This window comes from Clostridium sp. LS3, from assembly GCF_055330225.1.
The window spans coordinates 1,836,064-1,856,803 of the sequence record NZ_CM143921.1; the positions used below are offsets into that span (position 1 = coordinate 1,836,064).

Consider the following 20,740-nt stretch of genomic DNA (forward strand, 5'->3'; position numbering starts at 1 on the left):
TAAATCTAGGGGGTATTTTTAATGAGTATTATAGAAGTAAAAAATGTTACAAAAAGATTTAATGATAAGTTAGTTTTAGATAATGTAAGCTATGAAGTTAATAAAGGAGAAATATTTGGATTTATAGGACCAAATGGAGCGGGAAAATCCACATTAATTAATATAATGACTAGTCTTTTAGCTCCAGATAGTGGAACAATTAAAATTTGTGGCTATGATATTTTAAAAGAACCAATAAAAGCTAAGGAGTGTATAGGATATGTACCACAGGACATTTCTTTATCTGAAGAGCTTACTGCTTATGATAATCTTGAATTTTTTGGTGCCTTATATGGGTTAAAAGGAAAGGAACTTAAAGAAAGAATTAAAGAAGCCTTAGAAGTTACAGGTCTTCAAGAAAAGAAAAAGGAGAAAGTTAAAAAGTTTTCAGGTGGAATGAAAAGAAGATTAAATATTGCAGCAGCTATTATGCATCATCCAAAGGTATTAATTATGGATGAGCCTACTGTTGGTGTTGACCCACAATCAAGAAATCATATATTTACTTTTACTAAAAACATTTGTAAGGAATGGGGAACAACAGTTATCTATACTTCTCATTATATGGAAGAAATTGAGGAGCTTTGCAGACGAGTATTTATTATAGACTTAGGTAAGGAAGTTGCTTATGGAACTGAAGAAGAAATTAAAACATCTGTTTTTCCTAATAATAAGGTGATAATAGAGGCTAAAGATATCACAGGTGAAGTTCTTTTAACTATTGAAAAATTAGAAGGTGTAATAAAGGTGAAAGAGCAGGATGATACTATTTCTTTAACTATAGATTCAAATTTTAAACTTCATAACGTGCTAAGTATTATAGAGCAATATGGAATTAATGTAAAAAAGATAAGTTATGAAGATGCAAGGCTTGAAGATGTATTCTTAGCATTAACAGGAAAAACATTAAGGGATTAGGGGTGAATTAAATGAGGTTACTATATTATACAAAAACAACCTTAAAGGGAATGGTATCTAATGGAGCTATAACAATTATATATTTTATACTTTTCCCAGTTTTACTAGCAGCCTTTATGGGGTTTTTCCAAAAAACACTTATGGAGAGTCCATTAAAGCTTAAGACTTTAAAAGTACAAATAAATGACATGGATAATAGCGATATGTCTAAGAATTTAGTATCCTTTTTAGAAAGTGATGAAATGAAGGAGATTGTTGAAATAACTGATAAAAAAGCCAATATAGAAATTGCTATTCCAAAGGGATATGGAGATAATGTAGTATCTCTAAAAAATGGTGAGATAAATATAAATAAGTTAGAAGAAGGGTTTACTAACTCTACAAATACATTAAAAACAATTTTAGATAAGTATCATCAAAGCCTTTATGTTAATATATCGGGTGGATCAAATGAGGCTTTAGAAAAAATTTCAGGAAAATCAATTATAGAAAAGATAGATATAGATACAAAAAAATCTTCTAGTAGTTATGAAAAAATGTCTGCATCAATGATTGCTTTTGTAATTAGTATGCTTATTTTTGGTCTTATTCAAGGTAATTATGCAGATGCAAGTGTAAATCTTGATAGAAGAATATCTTCAACTCCTATAAGTAAAAAGCAGTATTTTTATTATGATTCATTTGCTTTATTGGTGTATTCAGCTTTAATTATTTCAGGATATGTATTTTTCTTTAGAATTACAGGAATAAGCTTTACAGGAAATCTAATCCCTTTAATTATATTAATTTTAACTTCAGCTATATTAGTAGTATCAATAAGTAAATGTGTTTATACTTTTTTTGGAGCAACTTATGGCAAGGTTATTGGCGGGTTACTTTTTGCACTTCCTATTATAGGAATGGAGATGTTTACTGGTGAAGGAAATGCCTTAAAAGTTTTAGCACCAACACACTATATTTCAAAGCTTTTTACTTTATATAATTTAAATGGAAGCTTTAGTGGAGATGATAAAGACTTAATATTAATACTTGCTGCTTCAGCAATACTATTTTTAATTGCATTAATAAAAGTAAATTCATGTGAGGGGGGAAGGAAATGCGCTTAATAAGATTAACTATAATTAATTTAAAAAGAAATCTAAAGAATCCTTCAATTTTACTAATGACATTTCTTCTTCCTATGATTGTTTTATTTGGTGTAGTTGGACCAAGTTCAAATGATACCTCTATAGGAAAAATAGGAATATTAGATAAATCTTCAAGTGAATATTCTAAGGAGTTAATAAATAATTTATCAGAAAAATATGATATAGAAGAACTAAAGGGGGAGGCTGAAGATAATTATAATGAATTAAGGGATAAAAAAATTGGTGCAATATATGTAATAGATGAAAATTTCCAGGAAAATATAAATAATGGAGATGTGCCTAATATTAAAAGCTACAGTAATGAAGCTGCCATGGGATCGGTTATTGCAGATAACATTATAACTAATTATGTAAATAAATTACTTGAAGAAGGAGTAAATACTGGCCTTAGCACTAATGCAGTAGAAACTTTAATAGTAGATAAATTTGAAGTAAATAAAACTGATTATGTTATGACTGTTCTTATGATATGCTATTTTATGATGATAGGTGGATCAATATTAACTGATGATATAATTAAACTTAAGGCTCAAAAGGTTTTAAAGAGAACAATAGCAACTGGTAACTCTGATAAAGTGATTTTAGGTTCTTTATATTTATCTGCATTTATTTTACAAAGCATAATAAGTTCACTAACTTTAATTATAGCTCTGAAGATATTTAAAGTACCAAATTACAATTTAGGTGAGGGAATACTAGTTATTACACTATGCAGTTTAATGACAACTTCTTTAATTGTAGCTGCTACAAGGTGGCTTAAACATCAAGCTATAGCAAGTTTATCAGTTGTAGTTTTTGGCTTGTTATCCTTTGGTGTGGGAATACTTGGAAGCGGACTTCAAGAATTTGATAACGTACCACAAATAATAAGTAATTTAAGTATAATTTCACCATTTTCATGGATGGCGCAAATTATAAATGAAGGCAAAATATTTATTCCTATTATAGTAATAGTATTAATGTCAGGAGTACTATTTACAGCAGGAAGCTTTAGATTAAGAGAGTATGTAAAAGAATAGCTTATAATACACTGATGTATAACATTATTAAGTCTATATAATATAAAAGTTGAGAGGTATTTTTATGAATAATAAAAATTTAAATAGAAAAAATTTAAAATATTTACCTATTTCAATTGGGATAGGATTAATTATTGGATTAATACTAGGGATTTTAATATTTAATAATATTATTCTTGGAATATGTATCGGATCAGGAATTGGTGGTATATTTGGAGGATGTTTAAATAGTAACAAAAGAGAATAATGCTTATTTGAAAAATAGTTTAATTTAGGTAGAAGATAATTTAGTTAAAATTAATTCAAAAGATGGTTCAGCAAAAACATTTGTGGTAACCTTTAGTCAGGATATTCCTAAAGGAAAAGAATATAAGCTAATAATTTGTTATGTAACTGTTAAAGGAGCTCCACCTTATAATGGAGATAATGGATCGGCTACGTTTGTTGGAAAGTAAAGATAACTACATTTTTTGGGAAAGATAAATACTAGATTTAATTATATAAAATATTAATTAAAATGCCGTATTATTCAAAAAAAAGAATATACGGTATTTTTTATGTTGAAATTTAAATAAATGAGTGGATTACATATGTAGTCCACTCTATATAGTAGATGTGTAGTTAAGAAATATAAAAGAAGATTAAACATTTTACTGAATAAATACATTACCTTTACCAACTATTACAATTCTATAGTCTGGCTTTAAAGGAAGTAAATTATATTTATCAGATTTAGGAGATAGATGAATTGATTGCAATAAATTTTGATTTTCATCAAAAACTTGGATGAAAACACCACCTTCTTCAGATATATTTTGAGCAACATATTTACTTTCAGGTGAAAAATTAAAGTCAGCTGCTTTATAAACGCCTTCTTTAAAAACATTTACAGCATATGCAGATTGAGTAAAGACACCAAATGATAAAGATAAAGAAATTAAAAGCATAGCAATAAATTTTTTCATTAAAATAACCACCTTTCAAGGTTATTTTGGCTGTATAGATATTTAAATATACAAAAAGGTACAGATTAATGATGGATAATATGAGTTTTCGTATTAACATCTAGTTATGAAGATAATACTCCTAAGTTTATAATAATTAAAAATCCAGAGTTTTCGAAGAAGGGAAAAGGTTTTTTCTTATGACATTTTATTTTTGATTAATTCTGGAAATTAAATTTAATAATATCGATATTTTCATGAGATAATGTTATATTATATATTGTATATTATGTAAAATGCTAGAGAAATAAAAGGGGAAAGATATATGAAGTACAAATTAGTAGCTATTGATATTGATGGAACTTTATTAAATAGCAAAAATGAAATACCAGAAGAAAATGTTCAAACAATCAGAAAATTACAAGGTATGGGAGTTAAATTTGTAGTTGTGACTGGTAGACCAGATGTGATGGCGAAAGAATATGTAAAAACTTTAGGAATAAAAGCTCCTATATTAGGCTGTAATGGAGCTACTATGAGAGACGTTTTAACTAATGAAGTTTATTATTTAAAACATATTGGAAAAGAACAATTAGTGGAGCTTTATAATCTTTTTAAAAGTAATGGAATGTATCCAAGATTTTATTCATTAGATGCTATTTATTCATTTAACCCAAATGAACTAAATGAAGAAAAAAATCCATTTGCTATATTTACTAAAAGATTAGCTAAATACATGGATATAAATATTTTTAATGATATTGAGGAGCTTTTACATGATGATGTTAAAATCACTAAAATAATGTATGCTTCAAATGATGTTGAAACAATAATTCCTTTGCATGAAAAGATAAAGGAAATTCAAGGGATTGAAGTATTTAGAGCTGCTAAAAATAGTTTAGATGTGGTGGCAGCAAATATTTCTAAAGGTAAAGCGTTAATAGAGTACGCTAGTGACTTGGGAATTGATAGAAGTGAAATAATTGCTATGGGAGATGGAGAGAATGACTTATCCATGTTGTTAGAAGTAGGATTCCCAGTTACTTTAGAGAATGGTGAAGATTGTTTAAAAGAAATTGCTAGTATGGTTACAGCAAGTAATGATGATGCTGGGGTAGCTAAGGCATTAAAAGAAATTTATGAAATATAATATGTAAGCGGTAAATAACTAATCATATTGATAGGTATTTACTGCTAATTTTTTAATACATAAAATTTTACTAATAAAAATCAAATTAAGAAATATATTCCAATTTATAGGAATTACATGGTATTATTTAATTAATATAATTTATATGAGTTTTTAAGGAGATAAATATCAAATATGAGCTATTTATTTAAGTATTACTACAAACAATATGATAAATTTATGAAAATATTTAATTTAGATAAAAATAAAGTAATCATAAAAATAATAGGAGATATTTCTAATATAGAAATTTTAGATATTGGTGGGGGAACTGGAACATTAGCTAATGAACTTATAAATTTAGGAGCTAATGTAACTATATTAGATCCAGAAGTGAAAATGACTAATATAGCTAAAGAAAAAAATAATAAAGTTAATATTATAAATGGATGTTCAAATAATATTAATTTAAAGGACTCTTCAATAGATTTAATTATAATGAGAGATTCCTTTCACCATATAAGTGATAAAGAAGAAACATTAAAGGAATGTAAAAGATTACTTAAATATAAGGGTAAAATACTTATTTACGAATTTGATAGAACTCATATAATAACTAAGCTTATATATATCTTTGAAAGAAGTTGCTTTGAAAAAGTTAAAATGCTATCTAAAAATGAAATGAAATCATTAGCTTCTGATTATTTTAATAATGGGAAAATAGTTAAAATATCAAGCTATGAGTATATATATTTAGGAGAAAATTCAAACTAAAGGAGTTATTTTATGAATACTTTAAAAGGGCTATTTAGAATTATAAAATTATTTTTAACTAAAAAATATACAGATTTAAGGGATATAGCAAATTCTTACACAAGAGTAAGTGAAGTTTATAATGATTCTTTCTTAAAAGAAATGCATAAATATAATAAAGAAATGTTAGATAAAGTTATTATAAAATATATAGATACTAAGTCAAAATCATCTCCTAAAGTTCTTGATCTTGCATGTGGGACAGGCTTTAATAGTGGTTTTATAAATTCTAGAATACCATCTTCTAAGTTCACTTTAGTAGACATATCAGAAGGGATGCTAAATCAAGCTAGAAATAATTGCAAATTAGATGCTGAATTTATAAAAAGTGATATGTTATCTCTTCTAAAAAGTTCTAAAGACAATAGCTTTGATATTGTTATATGTGCTTGGGCGATTAAATATCAAAATCCTCATGAAATTATAAAGGAAGTTTCTAGAGTGTTAAAAAAGGACGGATATTTTACAGTAATAGTTAATTTAAAAAATACATTACCAGAGGTTAGAAAAATATATCCAAAACTTATTTTAAAAAACTATAAAAATATAAATAAAATAATGAAAGAACTTCCTAACCCAATTCATCATAAGACATTCACAAGATGGTTCAAAAAAGAAAAGTTCTCCAAAATAGAAGTGAAAAGTGGTTCACATATATTTACTTTTGATGATACCAAATCTTTAGTGACCTTTGTAACATCGACAGGAGCATTAGCTGGCTTTGATGCTATGGTAGATATGGAAGATAATAAGGTTAAAGATACAATGATTAATTTATTTAATGAAAAAGAAATTAATACAATTACTCATAAATATGTTTGGGGGGTTTTTAAAAATGATAAGTAATACGGCGCCAATTATAAAAGCAGTATTCAACAAAGATGTAAGAAAAAACTTTCTATATATACATAAGAGGTTTAAGAAAAGTAAAGATTATAAGCCTATAAATGTTATAAGATGTGGAATGAATGTTATAAAGAATGATAGATTAGCTATTCACAATGGTAATTTTGTAGTTAACTCCTTTTTACCACCATTAAATAGTATAGCTTATAAAAGTATAGCAGATGCAGTTCCAGGAGAAAATGCTGAATTCTTTTATAATCATACTACTGGGAAGAGGTTAGCTCCAATTTCTACATATATAGCTGTTACAGGTAGATGTATGTATAATTGTTGGCATTGTAGTGCAAAAAGATTTATTAAAGATAAAGATGATAGATCAAAAGAAATGACTACTGATGAAGTGAAGAATATAATAAAATCCCTTCAAGATTTAGGTGTTGGAATAATTGGTTTTACAGGAGGAGAGCCTCTTCTTAGAACTGATTTAGAAGAAATAATATATAGTATAGATAAAAGAAGCATTTCTTATTTATTTACAAATGGCTATTCTTTAAGTCTTAATAAAGCAAAAGCATTAAAAGAAGCTGGTCTTTTTGGTGTAGGAATAAGTATTGATAGCTTATATAAGGAAAATCATGATAAAAAAAGAGGTTACAATGGAGCATATGACAGTTCAATTTCAGCAATAAAAAGTTGTAAAGAAGCAGGTATTTATGCTATGGCTCAAACTGTATGTACAAAAGAAATGCTAAAAAGTGGAGAAATATATGAACTTGGGAAATTTTTAAAAGCCTTAGGGGTAGATGAAGTTAGAATACTAGAACCTATCCCATGTGGATCATTACTAGTAAAATCTGATGCTATATTTACAGTAGAAGAGAAAAAAGAACTTATCAATCTTCATGTAAAATTTAATAGAGATAAAAATTATCCTAAAACCTCAGTATTTTCATATGTTGAATCAAAAGATCAATTTGGATGTGGAGCAGGGGTGCAACATTCATATATAGATAATGAAGGAAACTTCCTACCTTGTGATTTTGTTCCTGAACCCTTTGGAAATGTATTAGATGAAGATATTAAAGATATATGGGATAAAATGCACAGCAAATTAGAAAGAGCTAGGAACTATTGCTATGCAAAGAAATGTGATAAATGTAATGAAGAGGAGTTGCCTAAGTATTATAGGTTGCTTAGAGGGGAGAAGTAGAATAAATTTTTAATAAATAATAATAAGTATCTATCTAGTTTGCTGAAAAAAACCTGTTAAAAAACAGGTTTTTTTCAGCAAGTTTATAAGTTTATCATTTTATAATCATTTTCCAATAAAGTATTTAATGTAACATCTACTTATATCAAACACCGCTTTCTAGCTACCTTTTTAGTGGAGCGAGGAATAAACATTATTTTGCTCATAACTCATAATTGTTTCAAAGATTTTATTAGCAATTTCTTGAGAAATGTCTGTGCTAAAAAATAATAGCCCTTTATCATTATAATTAATAGCAGTAACATCTTTAGCAAAAACTTTTCCTTCATATCCAGAAAGAAGCTGGGTTATTTCTGTTCCTAATTTAAAGAACTCTTCTCCTTTATTCCAAGAAATAAAACCAATAAGAGCTTTGGCAGTAGAAGAGTCGAAGCCTTTTTCTATAAGGACATCTTGCCAGGTCTTACAACAGATATTGTCTAAACTCAAAACCATACACCTCCATTTTAAATGTATCCCTAGTTTATAGTATTGGTTTTATTTTATAAATTATTAGTTTTAATGGAGGCCTTTAATGGTTATTTAAAACAAAATTTGAAAATTTAGTTGCAAAAATGTTTGATGAATAATATTATATGATATATAGTATTATATATAGATACATATTATATAAATAAAAAATGAGGTGAAGTTATGGCTTTTCAATTGGGAGCAGCTTTATTAGATGCGTGCGTTTTAGCGGTACTTTCTAGAGAAGATACTTATGGATATATACTTACACAAAATGTTAGACAGATTATGTCTATTTCAGAATCAACACTATATCCTGTGCTTAGAAGGTTGCAAAAGGATGAATGCTTAACAACATATGATCAAGCTTATCAAGGAAGAAATAGAAGATACTATAAAATTACGGAAAAAGGTAAGCAAGTGCTGAGTGAATATTTAGGACAATGGGAAGAGTATAAAAAAAATGTTGATAAAGTTTTATTGGAAAGGGGTACAAATAATGAGTAAGGAAAATTTCATTGATGAATTGAGAATAAAGTTAAAGAGATTATCAAAAGAAGAAGTTGATAATGTAGTGGCATATTACTTAGAATATTTCGATGATGCTGAAAAAGATGAAGCAGAGGTAATTAAAGAATTAGGGTCACCTTCAACAATTGCATCACAAATATTATCTGATTATGCATTTAATACAAATACAAAAGAAAAGAGTAAGAGTGGCATAAATAGGGTACTATTAATTATTCTTTCAATATTTGCTGCACCAATAGCATTACCATTAGCTATTGCATTAATAGCAATTGTATTTGCAATGATAATAGTTGTAGGAGCACTTATTTTTACTTTTGCTACAGTAGCACTATCACTTTTATTAGCTGGTGTAGTAGCGTTTATTGTAGGATTTCTAGTGATCTTTCAGGGACCAGCAACAGGGAGTTTATATATAGGAACAGGACTAATAGTAATTGGAGTTGGAATTTTAGTGGCACTTGGCGTTAAAACTATAGTACCAAAGGTAGCTATATTATTTAGAAATATTACTAAAAGCTTTTTAAGTAAAGTTAATAGATCAAAGAAAAAATAAGGGGGCGTAATAATGAGAAAAACAAAGAAAATAATGCTATTATCAATATGCTTAATAGTACTTGGCGTAATAATGGCAATTATAGGATTATTAAATGGAGGTCGCGGTAGTATTGTATGGGGAAAAGATGGATTTGAAATATATGACAGGGCAAATATAATAAAAGAAAATAAGGAATTAGAAAAATTTAATGATGTTAATATAGATGTTGATTTTGGAGATATTGAAGTGATTAAATCAGATAAATATGCTATTGAAGTTGAATACAATGAAGAAGTTGAAGAGCTAACTTACAAGGTTGAAAATGAAAAACTAACTGTAAGTAACAAAAGATGGGGAAAAATGTCCTTCAGTATGGGTTTCATCGATAATAATACTTTAGTAAAAGTGTACATTCCCGAAAATGTAGCTTTAAATAATTTAGATATACAAAATAAAAGCGGAAATTTAATAGTTGATAACATTGAGGTTAAAAATTCAAATATTAATTGTGATTTTGGAAATGCAACAATTAATAATATTACTGGAGATAAAATTAATTTAACGGGAAAAAGTGGGAAGGTTTATACTAAAAATCTTAAGTTAGAAGAGTTAGTTTTATATGTTGATTTTGGAGATGTCATATCAGAAAATATTAATACAACTACTTTTGAAAGCAATTTAAAATCAGGAACGTTAGATATAAAAACACTTACTGCTAATAATGCTAAAATTAATAGTGATTTTGGTGATGTTAAAGGAATTCAATTAGTTACTAATGGATTGTTAGTAAGAGCAAAATCAGGAGAAATTAATATAGATGGTGAGTTAAAGGGTGATAATACTTTAGATTGTGACTTTGGAGATATAACCATAAAAACTAGTTTACCCAAAAATGAATATTCATATAAAGTAGATATGGATTTTGGTACTAATAAAATAGATGACAAAGAAGTTGAAGGGGATGTAGAGGAAATAAATACTGGAGCTTCAAATAACTTTAATATTAATTGTAAAAGTGGAGATTTGAAAATTGATTTTGTAAAATAAGAAATTGTAAGCTGTTTAGGAGAAAGTATAAAAATGTGGAGCATGTAAAAGAACTTGAAAAGGCATTAGTAATGAAGTACACTCCACAGTGGAGTTTTCAATTTAATAGGTAAAGATTTAAAGAAATGATTATTGAAGCTAATAAAGGAAATCAATTCAGAACATTTAAAAGTATTGAAGATGCTGAAATTTGGATTTCGAAATTATGATATAAAAGAGGTATAAAATGAAAGAAAAAATACCGTAAAATGAATAATACGGTATTTTTATTTTGATATTCTAAATTGAAAAACTTTACTCCTCAATAAATCTCACTAACTCTTCGTTAAATTTGTCTTTCTGATCATAAAACACTCCATGACCGCTAAAATTAAATGGCAGGAACTTTGAATTTTTAATCATTTTGTGTTGTATTTCACCAAGTTCAAATGGAACAACCTTATCATGAATACCATGAATAATTAATGTTGGAACATCTATAGTTTCTAGATCAGAAAATAGCACTTCATTTATCCAAGTATTTGCAATAGATGCAGTTGCCCATCCGGATGCCTGTAATCCTAATTGAAAGAACCAATCCGAGAATGCCTGAGTTATATGCTGAAAGAAAAATATGTCTCCGAAATCTCTAAGCATTTTAGGTCGGTCTGTATATGTCCCTTCAATTAGTTGCAGAACTGTTTCTTTATCTAATCCATAATTAAAATTAGGACGTTTTATAAGACTAGGGGCTGCTGCTGAAAAAAGAGCAAGCTTAGATATTCCATGTCCTTTATGGCGAGCCATGTATCGAATAGCTATAGCTCCACCAGTTGAGTGTCCTGCTAGTGTGAAATTATTTAATTTTAGCGCATTAACAACACATCTAACATCATCTGATAATCGATCGTAATCATAACCGGAGTAAGGTCTATCTGAGTTTCCAAACCCTCTCATATCTATCCCGATGCATCTATATCCCATCTTTGGAAGTTCATCAAACTGATATTCAAATAAATTATGACTACCAGGCCAACCATGTAAAAATAATATTGTTTTATATCCTTCTGGATTAAGATCCTCTACATAGAGTTTTACATTTGGTTCTACACCAATATAGTAACCCAATTATTACCTCCACTAAATAAGTAATTATATAAATATATTACTTACTTGAGCAATAATTTGTGAATGATATAGCATATTTTTAATTTCTAATTTCTCTATTTGATTCTATTGTTTTATGTTGTCCTATTGGCTTAACATTAAAGTTTGATCTATATTCTGTTTCTGCCCAGAAGATATTATCAGCAACTAATGCTTCAGGGTTTAATTCTACACCATCTAATATTATTTCCTTAAATTTATGGTATCCAGCTCTATCTATTAGATGTCCACCATGTAAGTATTCTGGCTTATAATCTAATGCCCAAGCAGAGAACTTTTGCCAATTTCCAAACATAGCTAGTACAACATCTTCAGTAACGAAGTTTAGGAAAGTTTTACCCATTCTAGGAGTTTGTTTTCCTGTTCTTCCTCCTAGGACAACTCTATAAAACTTCTTAGGACTTCTTGTCCATGCACTTGTAGGGCAGGCGATTACACATTCACCACAACCAACACAGCAGCAAGGATCTTTATCTATAAGTCCTTTATCATTTAAACTTAAAACTCTAGTTGCATGATGCTGACATGCTCTTTCACAAGCTCCACAGCCTATACATCTTTCTGGATTATATTCCATTCTAGCTTGACCAATAACACCAAAGTCTTGGAAGTGAGCTTTAGCACAGTCATTTGGACATCCAGCTACTGAAACTTTAATGTGGTAGTGAGAAGGGAAGACTAAATTTTCTATTTTATTAGCTAATTCTTTAGTGTTAACATTAGCTTTAATACAATGAGTATTACCTATACAAGCCATAATATTTCTAGCACCAATTGTTGGGTAACCATTCTCGTCAATTGTCATGTCACAGTTACATTCGTCAATTTCAACTTCTTTTAGGTAGTTAGCTATATATTCATTAACAGAAGGAATATTTTCATATTTAATACCAGGTATACTAAATGTTTGTCTCATTCCAATATGGAAAGTACCATTACCATAGGTTTCAGCAATATATTGAACATCACCTAGATATTTAGCATTAACAGTACCTCCTGGAACACGCATTTGAAGCATAAATTCTCCAGGAACCTTTGATTGACGGAAACAGTTTAATCTAGTCTTTTTAACATTTATATCATGATTCATAATGAAATCCTCCTAATCTAATAATGTTTTAGCCTTAGTATAGTTAAATACTGGACCTTCTAAACATACATAAGTTTCATCAATTCTACAGTGGCCGCATTTGCCAACTGCACAAGACATCTTTCTTTCAAAGGATACCCAAATCTTTTCTTCAGGAACACCAAGTTTTAGCATTTCAAGAGCAGTAAAGTGCATCATTATTGGTGGACCAACTATAACAACTTCATAGTTATCCTTAAATGACTCTAGAGGTAATTTTGATAAGTGTTTAGTAACAAGTCCTTGTTCCCAACCTTCTTTTTCACCATTATCTAAAGTGTAGATAGTGGTGAACTTATCTCTCCATTTTTCTAAATCATTTTTAAACAATATTCCATTTTCATTTTTGAAACCAAATACTAAATTTAATGATTTTACGTAATTCTCTTGAAAGTAGCATTTATTAATGATACTTCTTACTGGTGCAACTCCTGTACCCCCAGCTATTATAATTAAATTTTTATCTTTAAACTTTTCAACTGGCCATCCTTTACCATAAGCACCTCTTAAGAAGATTTTATCTCCAGATTTAAGCTTAAAAAGTTCATCTGTTACTTTCCCAACAGCTCTTATAGTAAAGTCCATATATCCAAGACCAAAGCCACTAACAGAAATAGGAGCTTCTCCGATTTTAGGTATTGATAATTGTAGGAATTGTCCGTGTTCAGGAACTATATCTGTAGCAACTCTAAAGGTGTACTCTAAATCAGTTTCATGAGTAATACTAATTATTTCATATGCTTTAGGTGTTAATATATTATTTTGCATATTATTTTCCCTCCATTATTTCATTTACTGCATTGTTTACCTTATTAAAGGTAGCTGTAATTGAAATATGTTCTGGACATCTATCAGTACATCTACCACATCCAACACACATATGTTCAGTTCCAAATTGTGCTTTATAATCATGTATCTTATGAAGAACTTTATATCTAATCTTATTAGCTTTAGTAGTTCTAAATTTATGTCCTCCAGCCATTTCATCAAATCCATTTACATGGCAAGAAGCTTGTACTCTTTTTCTTTCACCAATTTTTCCAGCAGGATCATATACAATATCACGAGTAGTGTAGCATGAGCAAGTACTACAAGCTATTGAACAACTTCCACATTCGATACATCTCTTATTATATTCTTCCCACATTGGATGGTTTTTAAGTTCTATCAAAGTTTCTTTATCCTTTATTTCTGGAATTGTTACATTAGCTTCATTGTTTTCAATAAACTTTAGTTCAAATTCTTCCTCTGGTTTGTTGTTAAAATAATTACTAAATTCTTCATCTTTTACATTGAAAAGTAGAGAAGAACCGTTAAATCTTACAGCTAATGAGTAGTCATCTGTTTTATTACTGTTCATGGATGTGCAGAAGCAAGTATCAAATCCTTCAACACATTCAATACATACAAATTTAACTCTATCTCTTATTCTTTTGTAGAAGGTATCTTCAAAGTTACCATTATGAAGATAGATCATATCCTGTCTTCTTTGAGCATTAATATCACAAGGTCTAGCAAAGATTAATATCTTTTTATTATGACCTACAGAGCTTTCTCTAAATTCATCTTCTGTAAAGAAGTAAAGTGTTTGAGAAATAGGAGTAATAACTTCTTTTGCTGGATAATCAGATTTTTCTTTGAATTCGATTTCTTCAACAGTATAAACCTCATCATACCTGATTATATCAGTATCTGAGTATCTTCCTTGTTTTTTAAATCTTTTAGGTGCATAAATTTTGTATTCCTTTTTTAATTCTTCAAATAAAGTATTTACTTCCTTTAATGAAAGGTTATATCCCATATGAATACCTCCGAATTTTGTTTTATTTTTAACAATATATGTAATTTTATTATACTTTAGTTTTATAGATAAATGAAATACTTAAAATATGTGTTAATGATAAGTAAAAGCCTATATAGAAATAAAAAATGAGGTTTTTATAGGAGTTTATGAGGGGGGAGCCTTTGCAGACACTCTGATGGCTGAAGATATGTCTAAATCTGAAATAAATAAAGAAGATTGATACTAACATCATAAATAACTATTAAATAAATTGAAATCTTAAATCGTTAGATATAAATCAAAATTTAATTGTGTAAAAAATTTGTTTATTGATAGTTCATCTGATATAATTGCGTTCTAAAACATTTATGTATAGCTCCTTGCTGCCATTTTGTGTGAGAACTCTATTAGAGCAAGGATTTATCATAAATGTTTTTTATTTTATTCAGTTGAAAAATTATTCAAGTGTTTTGCACTATTATAGCTAATATATTAACTTTAAATTTATTTAATAGATAATCATGTAAACGATATAGTTATTGTGAAAATAAATATTGACTAAGTTTGAGTAAAGGTATACAATTGTGTAGAAAAGTATAGAACATGAGCGAGTTTAGTAAAACGGTTTAACAAGATTTTAATCTATATATTTTATTGAGATTTTGCATATATAGATTTTTTGTTATTTATAAATTAAATTTTTAGGTTAAAGTCTTATAGGTACTTAAGTAATATTAAAATTTTTATTTCTTAATATAAGTAAAAATGTACATAGTTAAATTTAAAATTATTTAGGGGGAAAACGATGAATAAAAAAAGAATAGCATCAATACTTTCAGTTGTATTAGCAGTAAATTTAATGCCTGGTATTGGAAAAAACATCAACGCATTTGCTGCTACTATACCTATGTATTTACAAGCAGATTTTGAAAACTATATAGGACCAAGTTATGCTGCTGCAAATATAGTTCAAAATGGAGTATCTTTAAGTTTGGGCAATGTAAATAATAATAACTATTTTACCAATGAATCAGTTGATAATGATCATAATAATAGTATTTTATTTAAAACTACAGCTGCTTCTCCACATTTACAAATTTCAAAATCAGGTCTTAATATTTCTAGTAAGTCTGTCGTTGATGTAGACGTATTCTTAAAGGATAAAAAGCTTCAACGTAGAGTAATGATAAGACAAAAACTTAGTGATGCAGCAAAGGCTCCATCAAATACATTTTCTGAATTAGTTGTATTTAACACTAACGGCACCGTTACATTAGGGGTAGGCGGAGCTCAATTATTATCAAACTATGATATAAATGAATGGTACAATGTTAAGTTGGTTGTAGATACAACAACACATACTGCAGATATATACATAAATAATGAATTAAAGAAAAGTAATCATCCACTACCATCAGCAACTTATAACAATACAGCGGGTGTAAGCGTAACTGATACATGGGATGTATTTAATGAAGCTAGGATAGTTCAATTTGGTAATGCTGTTGGTGGAGAAATGCTTATAGATAATCTAAATATTTATAAGTATTATGATGTTAAAGATATATCAATTGATAAATCATTAACACTTGGTGTTGGAACTCAAATAAAACTTAATCCTATAATAGGGCCAGTAGAGGCATCAAATCAGGGGTTAAGATATACAAGTAATAATCCTTCAGTGGCTTCAGTAGACTACAATGGAAAGGTAAGTGCTAACAGCATTGGTACAGCTGAAATAAGCATAAGTTCATTAGATGGATCCATAAGTACTAAATGTGAACTAAATGTGCTATCAAGTTTTAACAAGGTAGTGGATATAAAATTACCTACAAGAACGGAGGTTCAAAAGGGGGAAACTCTTGAATTAAGTGGACAAGTAGAGTTTAATCCTATTGATGCAACTAATAAGACACTTATATGGAAAAGTTCTGATCCAAGAAAAGCTACGGTAGACAGTAATGGTGTAGTTACAGGTATAAATAAGGGTGTAGTGACAATAACTGCAGAAACTCAAGATGGCGGAAAAACAGCATCAACAACATTAGATATTAAACATATCGTAAACGCACCAGTTGTAGATGATGCAGTTTATGATAATTTAAGATTAAAATGGTTTAATGACCTTACAGGAGGTAATTATAATTACAACGACCCTAATGTAAAAGCACTTGTAGATAAGGTAGTTACTGATGCTCAAAATTATTGGACTTCAATGGATAAATCTTCGTCAAGAACTCATTTATGGGCTGATTTAGATGATAGTAGTATAGATCCTACTCTAACACAAGCTAATAAAGATCTTAAAAAATCAGAGTACATAACAACTGCATATAAAAGAATTGAGGCAATGGCAAGGGCTTATCAAATGAATAACAGCCCATTAAAGGGAGATGCTAATCTACTAGCAGATTTATTAGATGCTCTTGAGTGGATGTATCAAAATAGATACAATGAAAATTTAAATGTTGAATATGGTAACTGGTGGAATTGGGAGATTGGGATTCCACAGGTATTAGAAAATGCTTGCGTTCTATTATATAATGACATTCCAAAAGATAATTTAACAAGGTATATGAAAGCAATTTATTTCTATATGCCAGATCCATTTAATAATTGTTATACTGAATTAAATCCAACAAATCCAACCTATAAGTTAACTACGGGTGCTAATAGAGTAGATTGCGCTAGAATTTCAGCTCTAATGGGTGTATTAACGAAGGATTATGAACAGTTATTAATGGCTAAAGATGCAACTGAAAGTGTTCTTGTTTATTCTACTGAAGGAGATGGGTTCTATACTGATGGTTCATTCATTCAACATAAGGATCAATATGGTTTAGGTGCCACATCATATGTTGGAGGCTATGGTAATGTATTTTTTGCAGGTGTTCCAACTATAGCAAGTTTATTACAAGGTTCTCCATGGGAGATTTCTAGCTCAAAGCTACAGATATTAAAAGAATTTGTAGACAATGCATTAAAACCTTTCATATACAATGGCATTATGCTTGATATGATGAGAGGTAGAGGAATATCAAGAAGTGCCGAGGATGCAGTTGGACATACATCATTAAATGCAATGATGCTTATAGCTAGAATTATCACAGATCCTGTTCAAAAGTCAGAAATGTATTCATTTGTAAAACAAATGATACAAAGTGATACATCATATGATCATATGTATAATATGAGAGGAGTTAATTTAAATCAATATCCAATTTCTCTTATGAATGATTTAGACAGAATATTAAATGATCCAAATATTGTTCCATCAGCAAAACAAGAGTATCAAAAAAACCTACCAATGTCAGATAGAGCTGTTCATGTTGGAGATAACTATCTATTTGGTGTAGCAATGTTTTCAACAAGAATTACAAATTTTGAAAGCATGAATAATGAAAATAAAAGAGGTTGGTACACTAATGCTGGAATGACTTATTTATATAATGATGATTTAAATTATTATAAGAATTATTGGCCAACAATTAATCCATATAGAATTCCAGGTACTACTGTAGATACAGTAACTATGACTGATGGTAAAGGTAATAAATGTAATTCTGATAGGGACTGGGTTGGTGGAACTGTTCTAGGTAATTATGGAATTAATGGAATGGATTATCATGCTATTGGTCCAAAGGGATTAATTAACACTCAAACAAAAGAGATGGACAGATTATCTTTAGAAGCTAAAAAATCATGGTTTATGTTTGAGGATGAAATAGTTGCTCTTGGTGCTGGAATAAATAGTACTGATGGCAGAAATATAGAAACTATAGTTGATAATAGAAAGCTAAAGTCAGATAATTCAAATGAATTCTCAGTTAATGGCATAAATCAAAATTTAACATTAACTCAGCAAAATATAACTAATGATCCAAAACCAAATAGTGATTCTCAAGATATTATGAGTGCAAATTGGGCTTATATAAGTGGAAATGTTAGTGGAGCAGATGTAGGTTACTACTTCCCTAATAAAACAAACCTTAAAGTTAGAAATGTTGAAAATACAGGAACATGGCAAGCAATTGGATCTAGTGGCCCTGTAGACTCAAATGATCAACCATTAAATATAACAAATAACTATCTTGAAATGTGGTTTGATCATGGTGTAAATCCTACAGATGCATCATATGAATATGTTATGCTACCAAACCAAACAAAACAGCAAGTTGAAGAGTATGCTAAGAATCCTAGTATTACTGTTTTGAGTAATACATCAAGTGTACAAGCTGTTAAAGAAAATAAACTTAATATGATTGGTGCTAACTTCTTTACTGATACAGTACAAAATATAGATTTTATAACAGCAAATAAGAAATCTTCTATTATGACTAAAGAATCAGCTGATTATTTAGAAATTTCTATTTCTGATCCTACTATGAAAAATAATGGAACAATAGAAGTGGAATTAAATAAGCAGATAGAATCTGTAGTTTCAGCGGATTCAGAAGTTACAGTTACACAACTTGGACCTACAATAAAATTAAGTGTAAATGTAAATAATTCTAATGGTGATACTTTTAAAGTAAAATTTAAGAAAATAGATACTACAGCGCCAAAAGTAGTAGGAGTAGAAGATGGAAAAGTATATGATAAGGCTGTAAAAGTAAGCTTTGACGAAGGAACAGCAACATTAGATGAAGCAGAATTCACTAATGAAAGTGAAGTAAGTGCAGAAGGACAACATACTTTAGTAGTAACAGATGAAGCAGGAAACAAAACAACATTAACTTTTACAGTAGATACTATAGCTCCACAAATTATCATAGCAGGTGTAAAGGATGGAGAAGTATATAAAAATACTACAATTAAGCCAGAAGTAGTAGTTAATGAGAGTGCAAAAATTACCTATGAACTTGATGGTAAAGTAGTAGAACTACTTGGTGAAATTGATGCTATAGGAAAACATTATTTAGAAATAACTGCAGTGGATAAGGCTGGCAATGAATCTAATGTGAAATTGGTTTTCGAAATTAAAGGATCATTAGAGGGAAGTAAGGATATTGGACAAACTTTAAAAGAAATACTACAAAAGCTTACAGGGGAAGTTAAAATTGAATTAAATGATAATAAGGAAATACCACTAAAGGCTTTTGAGATGATCAAAACAATAGATAAAAATATGGGATTTATAGTGAATTCTCAAGGTATGGAATTAGTATGGAAATTCAACCCTAAAAATATTAAAGTCATAGAAAAAGATATGGATTTTAATTTAAATGAAGTTGCACCATATAAAAATGAAATATTAAAATATGATAGTAGTTCACAAGTTATATCATTTAAGTATCATGGTAATTTACCGGCACCAATGACTGTAACAATACCAGTGGATATTAGTAAAATTGATGCAACTAAGCCTGTTAACTTTTTCTGGTATAATCCAACAACTAAGAAGGCTGAAGAAATACAATCCAAGATATTACCTTACGAAAAAGATGGAAAATACTATATTGATGTTGAGTTGACACATTGTAGTGATTATTTTATTACTCAAGTTGATGTTGAAAGTATTATTGCTAAAAATGACTCCAATACAAGTACTAATGGAAATAATAATACAAACACTGACGATGTAAATAACAACAATGATATTATCAAAGAAACAAGTGATAAAGAATTAAATGATGTTAAAGCAAGCAAAGATCTTCCTAAAACAGGTTCAAGAGTAAGCACAGATGTTTTAACTACAACAAGTTTAATTATTTTAGCATTGGGAGTTGCTTTAATGGTTAGACCAAGAAAAAGAGAACAATAAAGTATGTGAGGGACTGTAACGAGATGTTACAGTCCTATTAAAGTTTATTTTGCATAATTAAACAAAATTCTTTACTTTTAACTTCTATGTCAAGACCAAGATACTTAATCTTAATTTTTAAACGACGTATAAAAAGACTAATTAAATGAAGATATTAATAAAAAAATACAAGCAGTAATATTCTTCAATATACTGATAGTAAAAAACAAATATATTTAAACAAATTAGA

General features: G+C 28.8%; 18 protein-coding genes. 12 read left to right on the top strand and 6 right to left on the bottom strand.

All coding sequences use genetic code 11. The features are described 5' to 3' along the window. The first annotated feature begins 21 nt into the window (after nucleotides 1–21). The 4 genes from ACZJV1_RS08510 to ACZJV1_RS08525 all read left to right on the top strand — a co-directional run bounded on the left by ACZJV1_RS08510 (nucleotide 22) and on the right by ACZJV1_RS08525 (nucleotide 3,371). Nucleotides 22–957: an ABC transporter ATP-binding protein gene (locus tag ACZJV1_RS08510; RefSeq protein ID WP_463652031.1), complete on the top strand. Its 936-nt coding sequence runs from the start codon at nucleotides 22–24 to the stop codon at nucleotides 955–957. 11 nt (nucleotides 958–968) lie between these two features. After that, nucleotides 969–2,063, top strand: a complete 1,095-nt coding sequence (locus ACZJV1_RS08515) for an ABC transporter permease (protein ID WP_463652032.1) — start codon at nucleotides 969–971, stop codon at nucleotides 2,061–2,063. Continuing rightward, nucleotides 2,054–3,124 carry an ABC transporter permease gene (locus ACZJV1_RS08520; RefSeq protein ID WP_463652033.1) on the top strand — a complete coding sequence of 357 codons (1,071 nt, stop codon included), beginning with the start codon at nucleotides 2,054–2,056 and terminating at the stop codon, nucleotides 3,122–3,124. Before ACZJV1_RS08515 ends, ACZJV1_RS08520 begins: the two co-directional genes overlap by 10 nt. 64 nt (nucleotides 3,125–3,188) lie before the next feature. Continuing rightward, nucleotides 3,189–3,371 carry a hypothetical protein gene (locus tag ACZJV1_RS08525; RefSeq protein WP_463652034.1) on the top strand — a complete coding sequence of 61 codons (183 nt, stop codon included), beginning with the start codon at nucleotides 3,189–3,191 and terminating at the stop codon, nucleotides 3,369–3,371. Nucleotides 3,372–3,774: 403 nt separating this feature from the next. Here ACZJV1_RS08525 and ACZJV1_RS08530 read toward each other — a convergent pair whose 3' ends face one another. Next, entirely contained in the window at nucleotides 3,775–4,089 is a 315-nt protein-coding gene (locus ACZJV1_RS08530) for a hypothetical protein (RefSeq protein ID WP_463652035.1), read from the bottom strand. 304 nt (nucleotides 4,090–4,393) lie between these two features. Here ACZJV1_RS08530 and ACZJV1_RS08535 point away from each other — a divergent pair, with 304 nt between their 5' ends. The 4 genes from ACZJV1_RS08535 to ACZJV1_RS08550 all read left to right on the top strand — a co-directional run bounded on the left by ACZJV1_RS08535 (nucleotide 4,394) and on the right by ACZJV1_RS08550 (nucleotide 8,066). Beyond that, nucleotides 4,394–5,218, top strand: a complete 825-nt coding sequence (locus tag ACZJV1_RS08535) for a Cof-type HAD-IIB family hydrolase (RefSeq protein ID WP_463652036.1) — start codon at nucleotides 4,394–4,396, stop codon at nucleotides 5,216–5,218. A 174-nt stretch (nucleotides 5,219–5,392) separates the two neighbouring features. Continuing rightward, nucleotides 5,393–5,971 (top strand): class I SAM-dependent methyltransferase, encoded by a 579-nt coding sequence (locus ACZJV1_RS08540; RefSeq protein WP_463652037.1) that lies wholly within the window; start codon nucleotides 5,393–5,395, stop codon nucleotides 5,969–5,971. 12 nt (nucleotides 5,972–5,983) lie between these two features. Next, entirely contained in the window at nucleotides 5,984–6,856 is an 873-nt protein-coding gene (locus ACZJV1_RS08545; RefSeq protein ID WP_463652038.1) for a class I SAM-dependent methyltransferase, read from the top strand. Next, nucleotides 6,846–8,066 (top strand): radical SAM/SPASM domain-containing protein, encoded by a 1,221-nt coding sequence (locus tag ACZJV1_RS08550; protein ID WP_463652039.1) that lies wholly within the window; start codon nucleotides 6,846–6,848, stop codon nucleotides 8,064–8,066. The genes ACZJV1_RS08545 and ACZJV1_RS08550 overlap by 11 nt, the downstream gene beginning before the upstream one ends. Before the next feature lie 171 nt (nucleotides 8,067–8,237). On the opposite strand, the gene ACZJV1_RS08555 is transcribed toward ACZJV1_RS08550, so the two are convergent. Beyond that, entirely contained in the window at nucleotides 8,238–8,555 is a 318-nt protein-coding gene (locus tag ACZJV1_RS08555) for a hypothetical protein (protein ID WP_463652040.1), read from the bottom strand. 204 nt (nucleotides 8,556–8,759) lie between these two features. On the opposite strand from ACZJV1_RS08555, the gene ACZJV1_RS08560 reads away from it, so the two are divergent. The 3 genes from ACZJV1_RS08560 to ACZJV1_RS08570 are packed head-to-tail and all read left to right on the top strand — an operon-like array spanning nucleotide 8,760 to nucleotide 10,689. Then, nucleotides 8,760–9,083, top strand: a complete 324-nt coding sequence (locus tag ACZJV1_RS08560; protein WP_322413089.1) for a PadR family transcriptional regulator — start codon at nucleotides 8,760–8,762, stop codon at nucleotides 9,081–9,083. Continuing rightward, nucleotides 9,076–9,660, top strand: a complete 585-nt coding sequence (locus ACZJV1_RS08565; RefSeq protein ID WP_463652041.1) for a DUF1700 domain-containing protein — start codon at nucleotides 9,076–9,078, stop codon at nucleotides 9,658–9,660. The genes ACZJV1_RS08560 and ACZJV1_RS08565 overlap by 8 nt, the downstream gene beginning before the upstream one ends. 12 nt (nucleotides 9,661–9,672) lie before the next feature. Beyond that, nucleotides 9,673–10,689: a DUF4097 family beta strand repeat-containing protein gene (locus ACZJV1_RS08570; protein ID WP_463652042.1), complete on the top strand. Its 1,017-nt coding sequence runs from the start codon at nucleotides 9,673–9,675 to the stop codon at nucleotides 10,687–10,689. A 294-nt stretch (nucleotides 10,690–10,983) separates the two neighbouring features. On the opposite strand, the gene ACZJV1_RS08575 is transcribed toward ACZJV1_RS08570, so the two are convergent. From ACZJV1_RS08575 to asrA, 4 genes are all read right to left on the bottom strand, one after another. Next, on the bottom strand, nucleotides 10,984–11,796 hold the full coding sequence (locus ACZJV1_RS08575) for an alpha/beta fold hydrolase (protein WP_463652043.1): 813 nt from the start codon (nucleotides 11,794–11,796) through the stop codon (nucleotides 10,984–10,986). A 79-nt stretch (nucleotides 11,797–11,875) separates the two neighbouring features. Next, nucleotides 11,876–12,925: a sulfite reductase subunit C gene (gene asrC / locus ACZJV1_RS08580; RefSeq protein ID WP_463652044.1), complete on the bottom strand. Its 1,050-nt coding sequence runs from the start codon at nucleotides 12,923–12,925 to the stop codon at nucleotides 11,876–11,878. A gap of 12 nt (nucleotides 12,926–12,937) precedes the next feature. Further along, a complete protein-coding gene (asrB, locus tag ACZJV1_RS08585; protein ID WP_463652045.1) occupies nucleotides 12,938–13,732 on the bottom strand; it encodes an anaerobic sulfite reductase subunit AsrB in 795 nt (264 codons plus the stop codon). Nucleotide 13,733: 1 nt separating this feature from the next. After that, nucleotides 13,734–14,765: an anaerobic sulfite reductase subunit AsrA gene (asrA, locus tag ACZJV1_RS08590; protein ID WP_463652046.1), complete on the bottom strand. Its 1,032-nt coding sequence runs from the start codon at nucleotides 14,763–14,765 to the stop codon at nucleotides 13,734–13,736. Nucleotides 14,766–15,552: 787 nt separating this feature from the next. Between asrA and ACZJV1_RS08595 the strand changes: the two genes are divergently transcribed. Then, on the top strand, nucleotides 15,553–20,511 hold the full coding sequence (locus ACZJV1_RS08595) for a polysaccharide lyase family 8 super-sandwich domain-containing protein (RefSeq protein WP_463652047.1): 4,959 nt from the start codon (nucleotides 15,553–15,555) through the stop codon (nucleotides 20,509–20,511). Nucleotides 20,512–20,740 lie beyond the last annotated feature (229 nt).

Bases quoted from the DNA above. Each gene is read 5' to 3' on its own strand.
- ACZJV1_RS08565 (WP_463652041.1), top strand. From the start codon at position 9,076: ATGAGTAAGGAAAATTTCATTGATGAATTGAGAATAAAGTTAAAGAGA.
- ACZJV1_RS08595 (WP_463652047.1), top strand. From the start codon at position 15,553: ATGAATAAAAAAAGAATAGCATCAATACTTTCAGTTGTATTAGCAGTA.
- ACZJV1_RS08535 (WP_463652036.1), top strand. From the start codon at position 4,394: ATGAAGTACAAATTAGTAGCTATTGATATTGATGGAACTTTATTAAAT.
- ACZJV1_RS08515 (WP_463652032.1), top strand. From the start codon at position 969: ATGAGGTTACTATATTATACAAAAACAACCTTAAAGGGAATGGTATCT.
- asrC (WP_463652044.1), bottom strand. From the start codon at position 12,925: ATGAATCATGATATAAATGTTAAAAAGACTAGATTAAACTGTTTCCGT.
- ACZJV1_RS08570 (WP_463652042.1), top strand. From the start codon at position 9,673: ATGAGAAAAACAAAGAAAATAATGCTATTATCAATATGCTTAATAGTA.
- ACZJV1_RS08510 (WP_463652031.1), top strand. From the start codon at position 22: ATGAGTATTATAGAAGTAAAAAATGTTACAAAAAGATTTAATGATAAG.
- ACZJV1_RS08525 (WP_463652034.1), top strand. From the start codon at position 3,189: ATGAATAATAAAAATTTAAATAGAAAAAATTTAAAATATTTACCTATT.
- ACZJV1_RS08530 (WP_463652035.1), bottom strand. From the start codon at position 4,089: ATGAAAAAATTTATTGCTATGCTTTTAATTTCTTTATCTTTATCATTT.
- ACZJV1_RS08540 (WP_463652037.1), top strand. From the start codon at position 5,393: ATGAGCTATTTATTTAAGTATTACTACAAACAATATGATAAATTTATG.
- asrA (WP_463652046.1), bottom strand. From the start codon at position 14,765: ATGGGATATAACCTTTCATTAAAGGAAGTAAATACTTTATTTGAAGAA.
- asrB (WP_463652045.1), bottom strand. From the start codon at position 13,732: ATGCAAAATAATATATTAACACCTAAAGCATATGAAATAATTAGTATT.
- ACZJV1_RS08550 (WP_463652039.1), top strand. From the start codon at position 6,846: ATGATAAGTAATACGGCGCCAATTATAAAAGCAGTATTCAACAAAGAT.
- ACZJV1_RS08545 (WP_463652038.1), top strand. From the start codon at position 5,984: ATGAATACTTTAAAAGGGCTATTTAGAATTATAAAATTATTTTTAACT.
- ACZJV1_RS08520 (WP_463652033.1), top strand. From the start codon at position 2,054: ATGCGCTTAATAAGATTAACTATAATTAATTTAAAAAGAAATCTAAAG.
- ACZJV1_RS08560 (WP_322413089.1), top strand. From the start codon at position 8,760: ATGGCTTTTCAATTGGGAGCAGCTTTATTAGATGCGTGCGTTTTAGCG.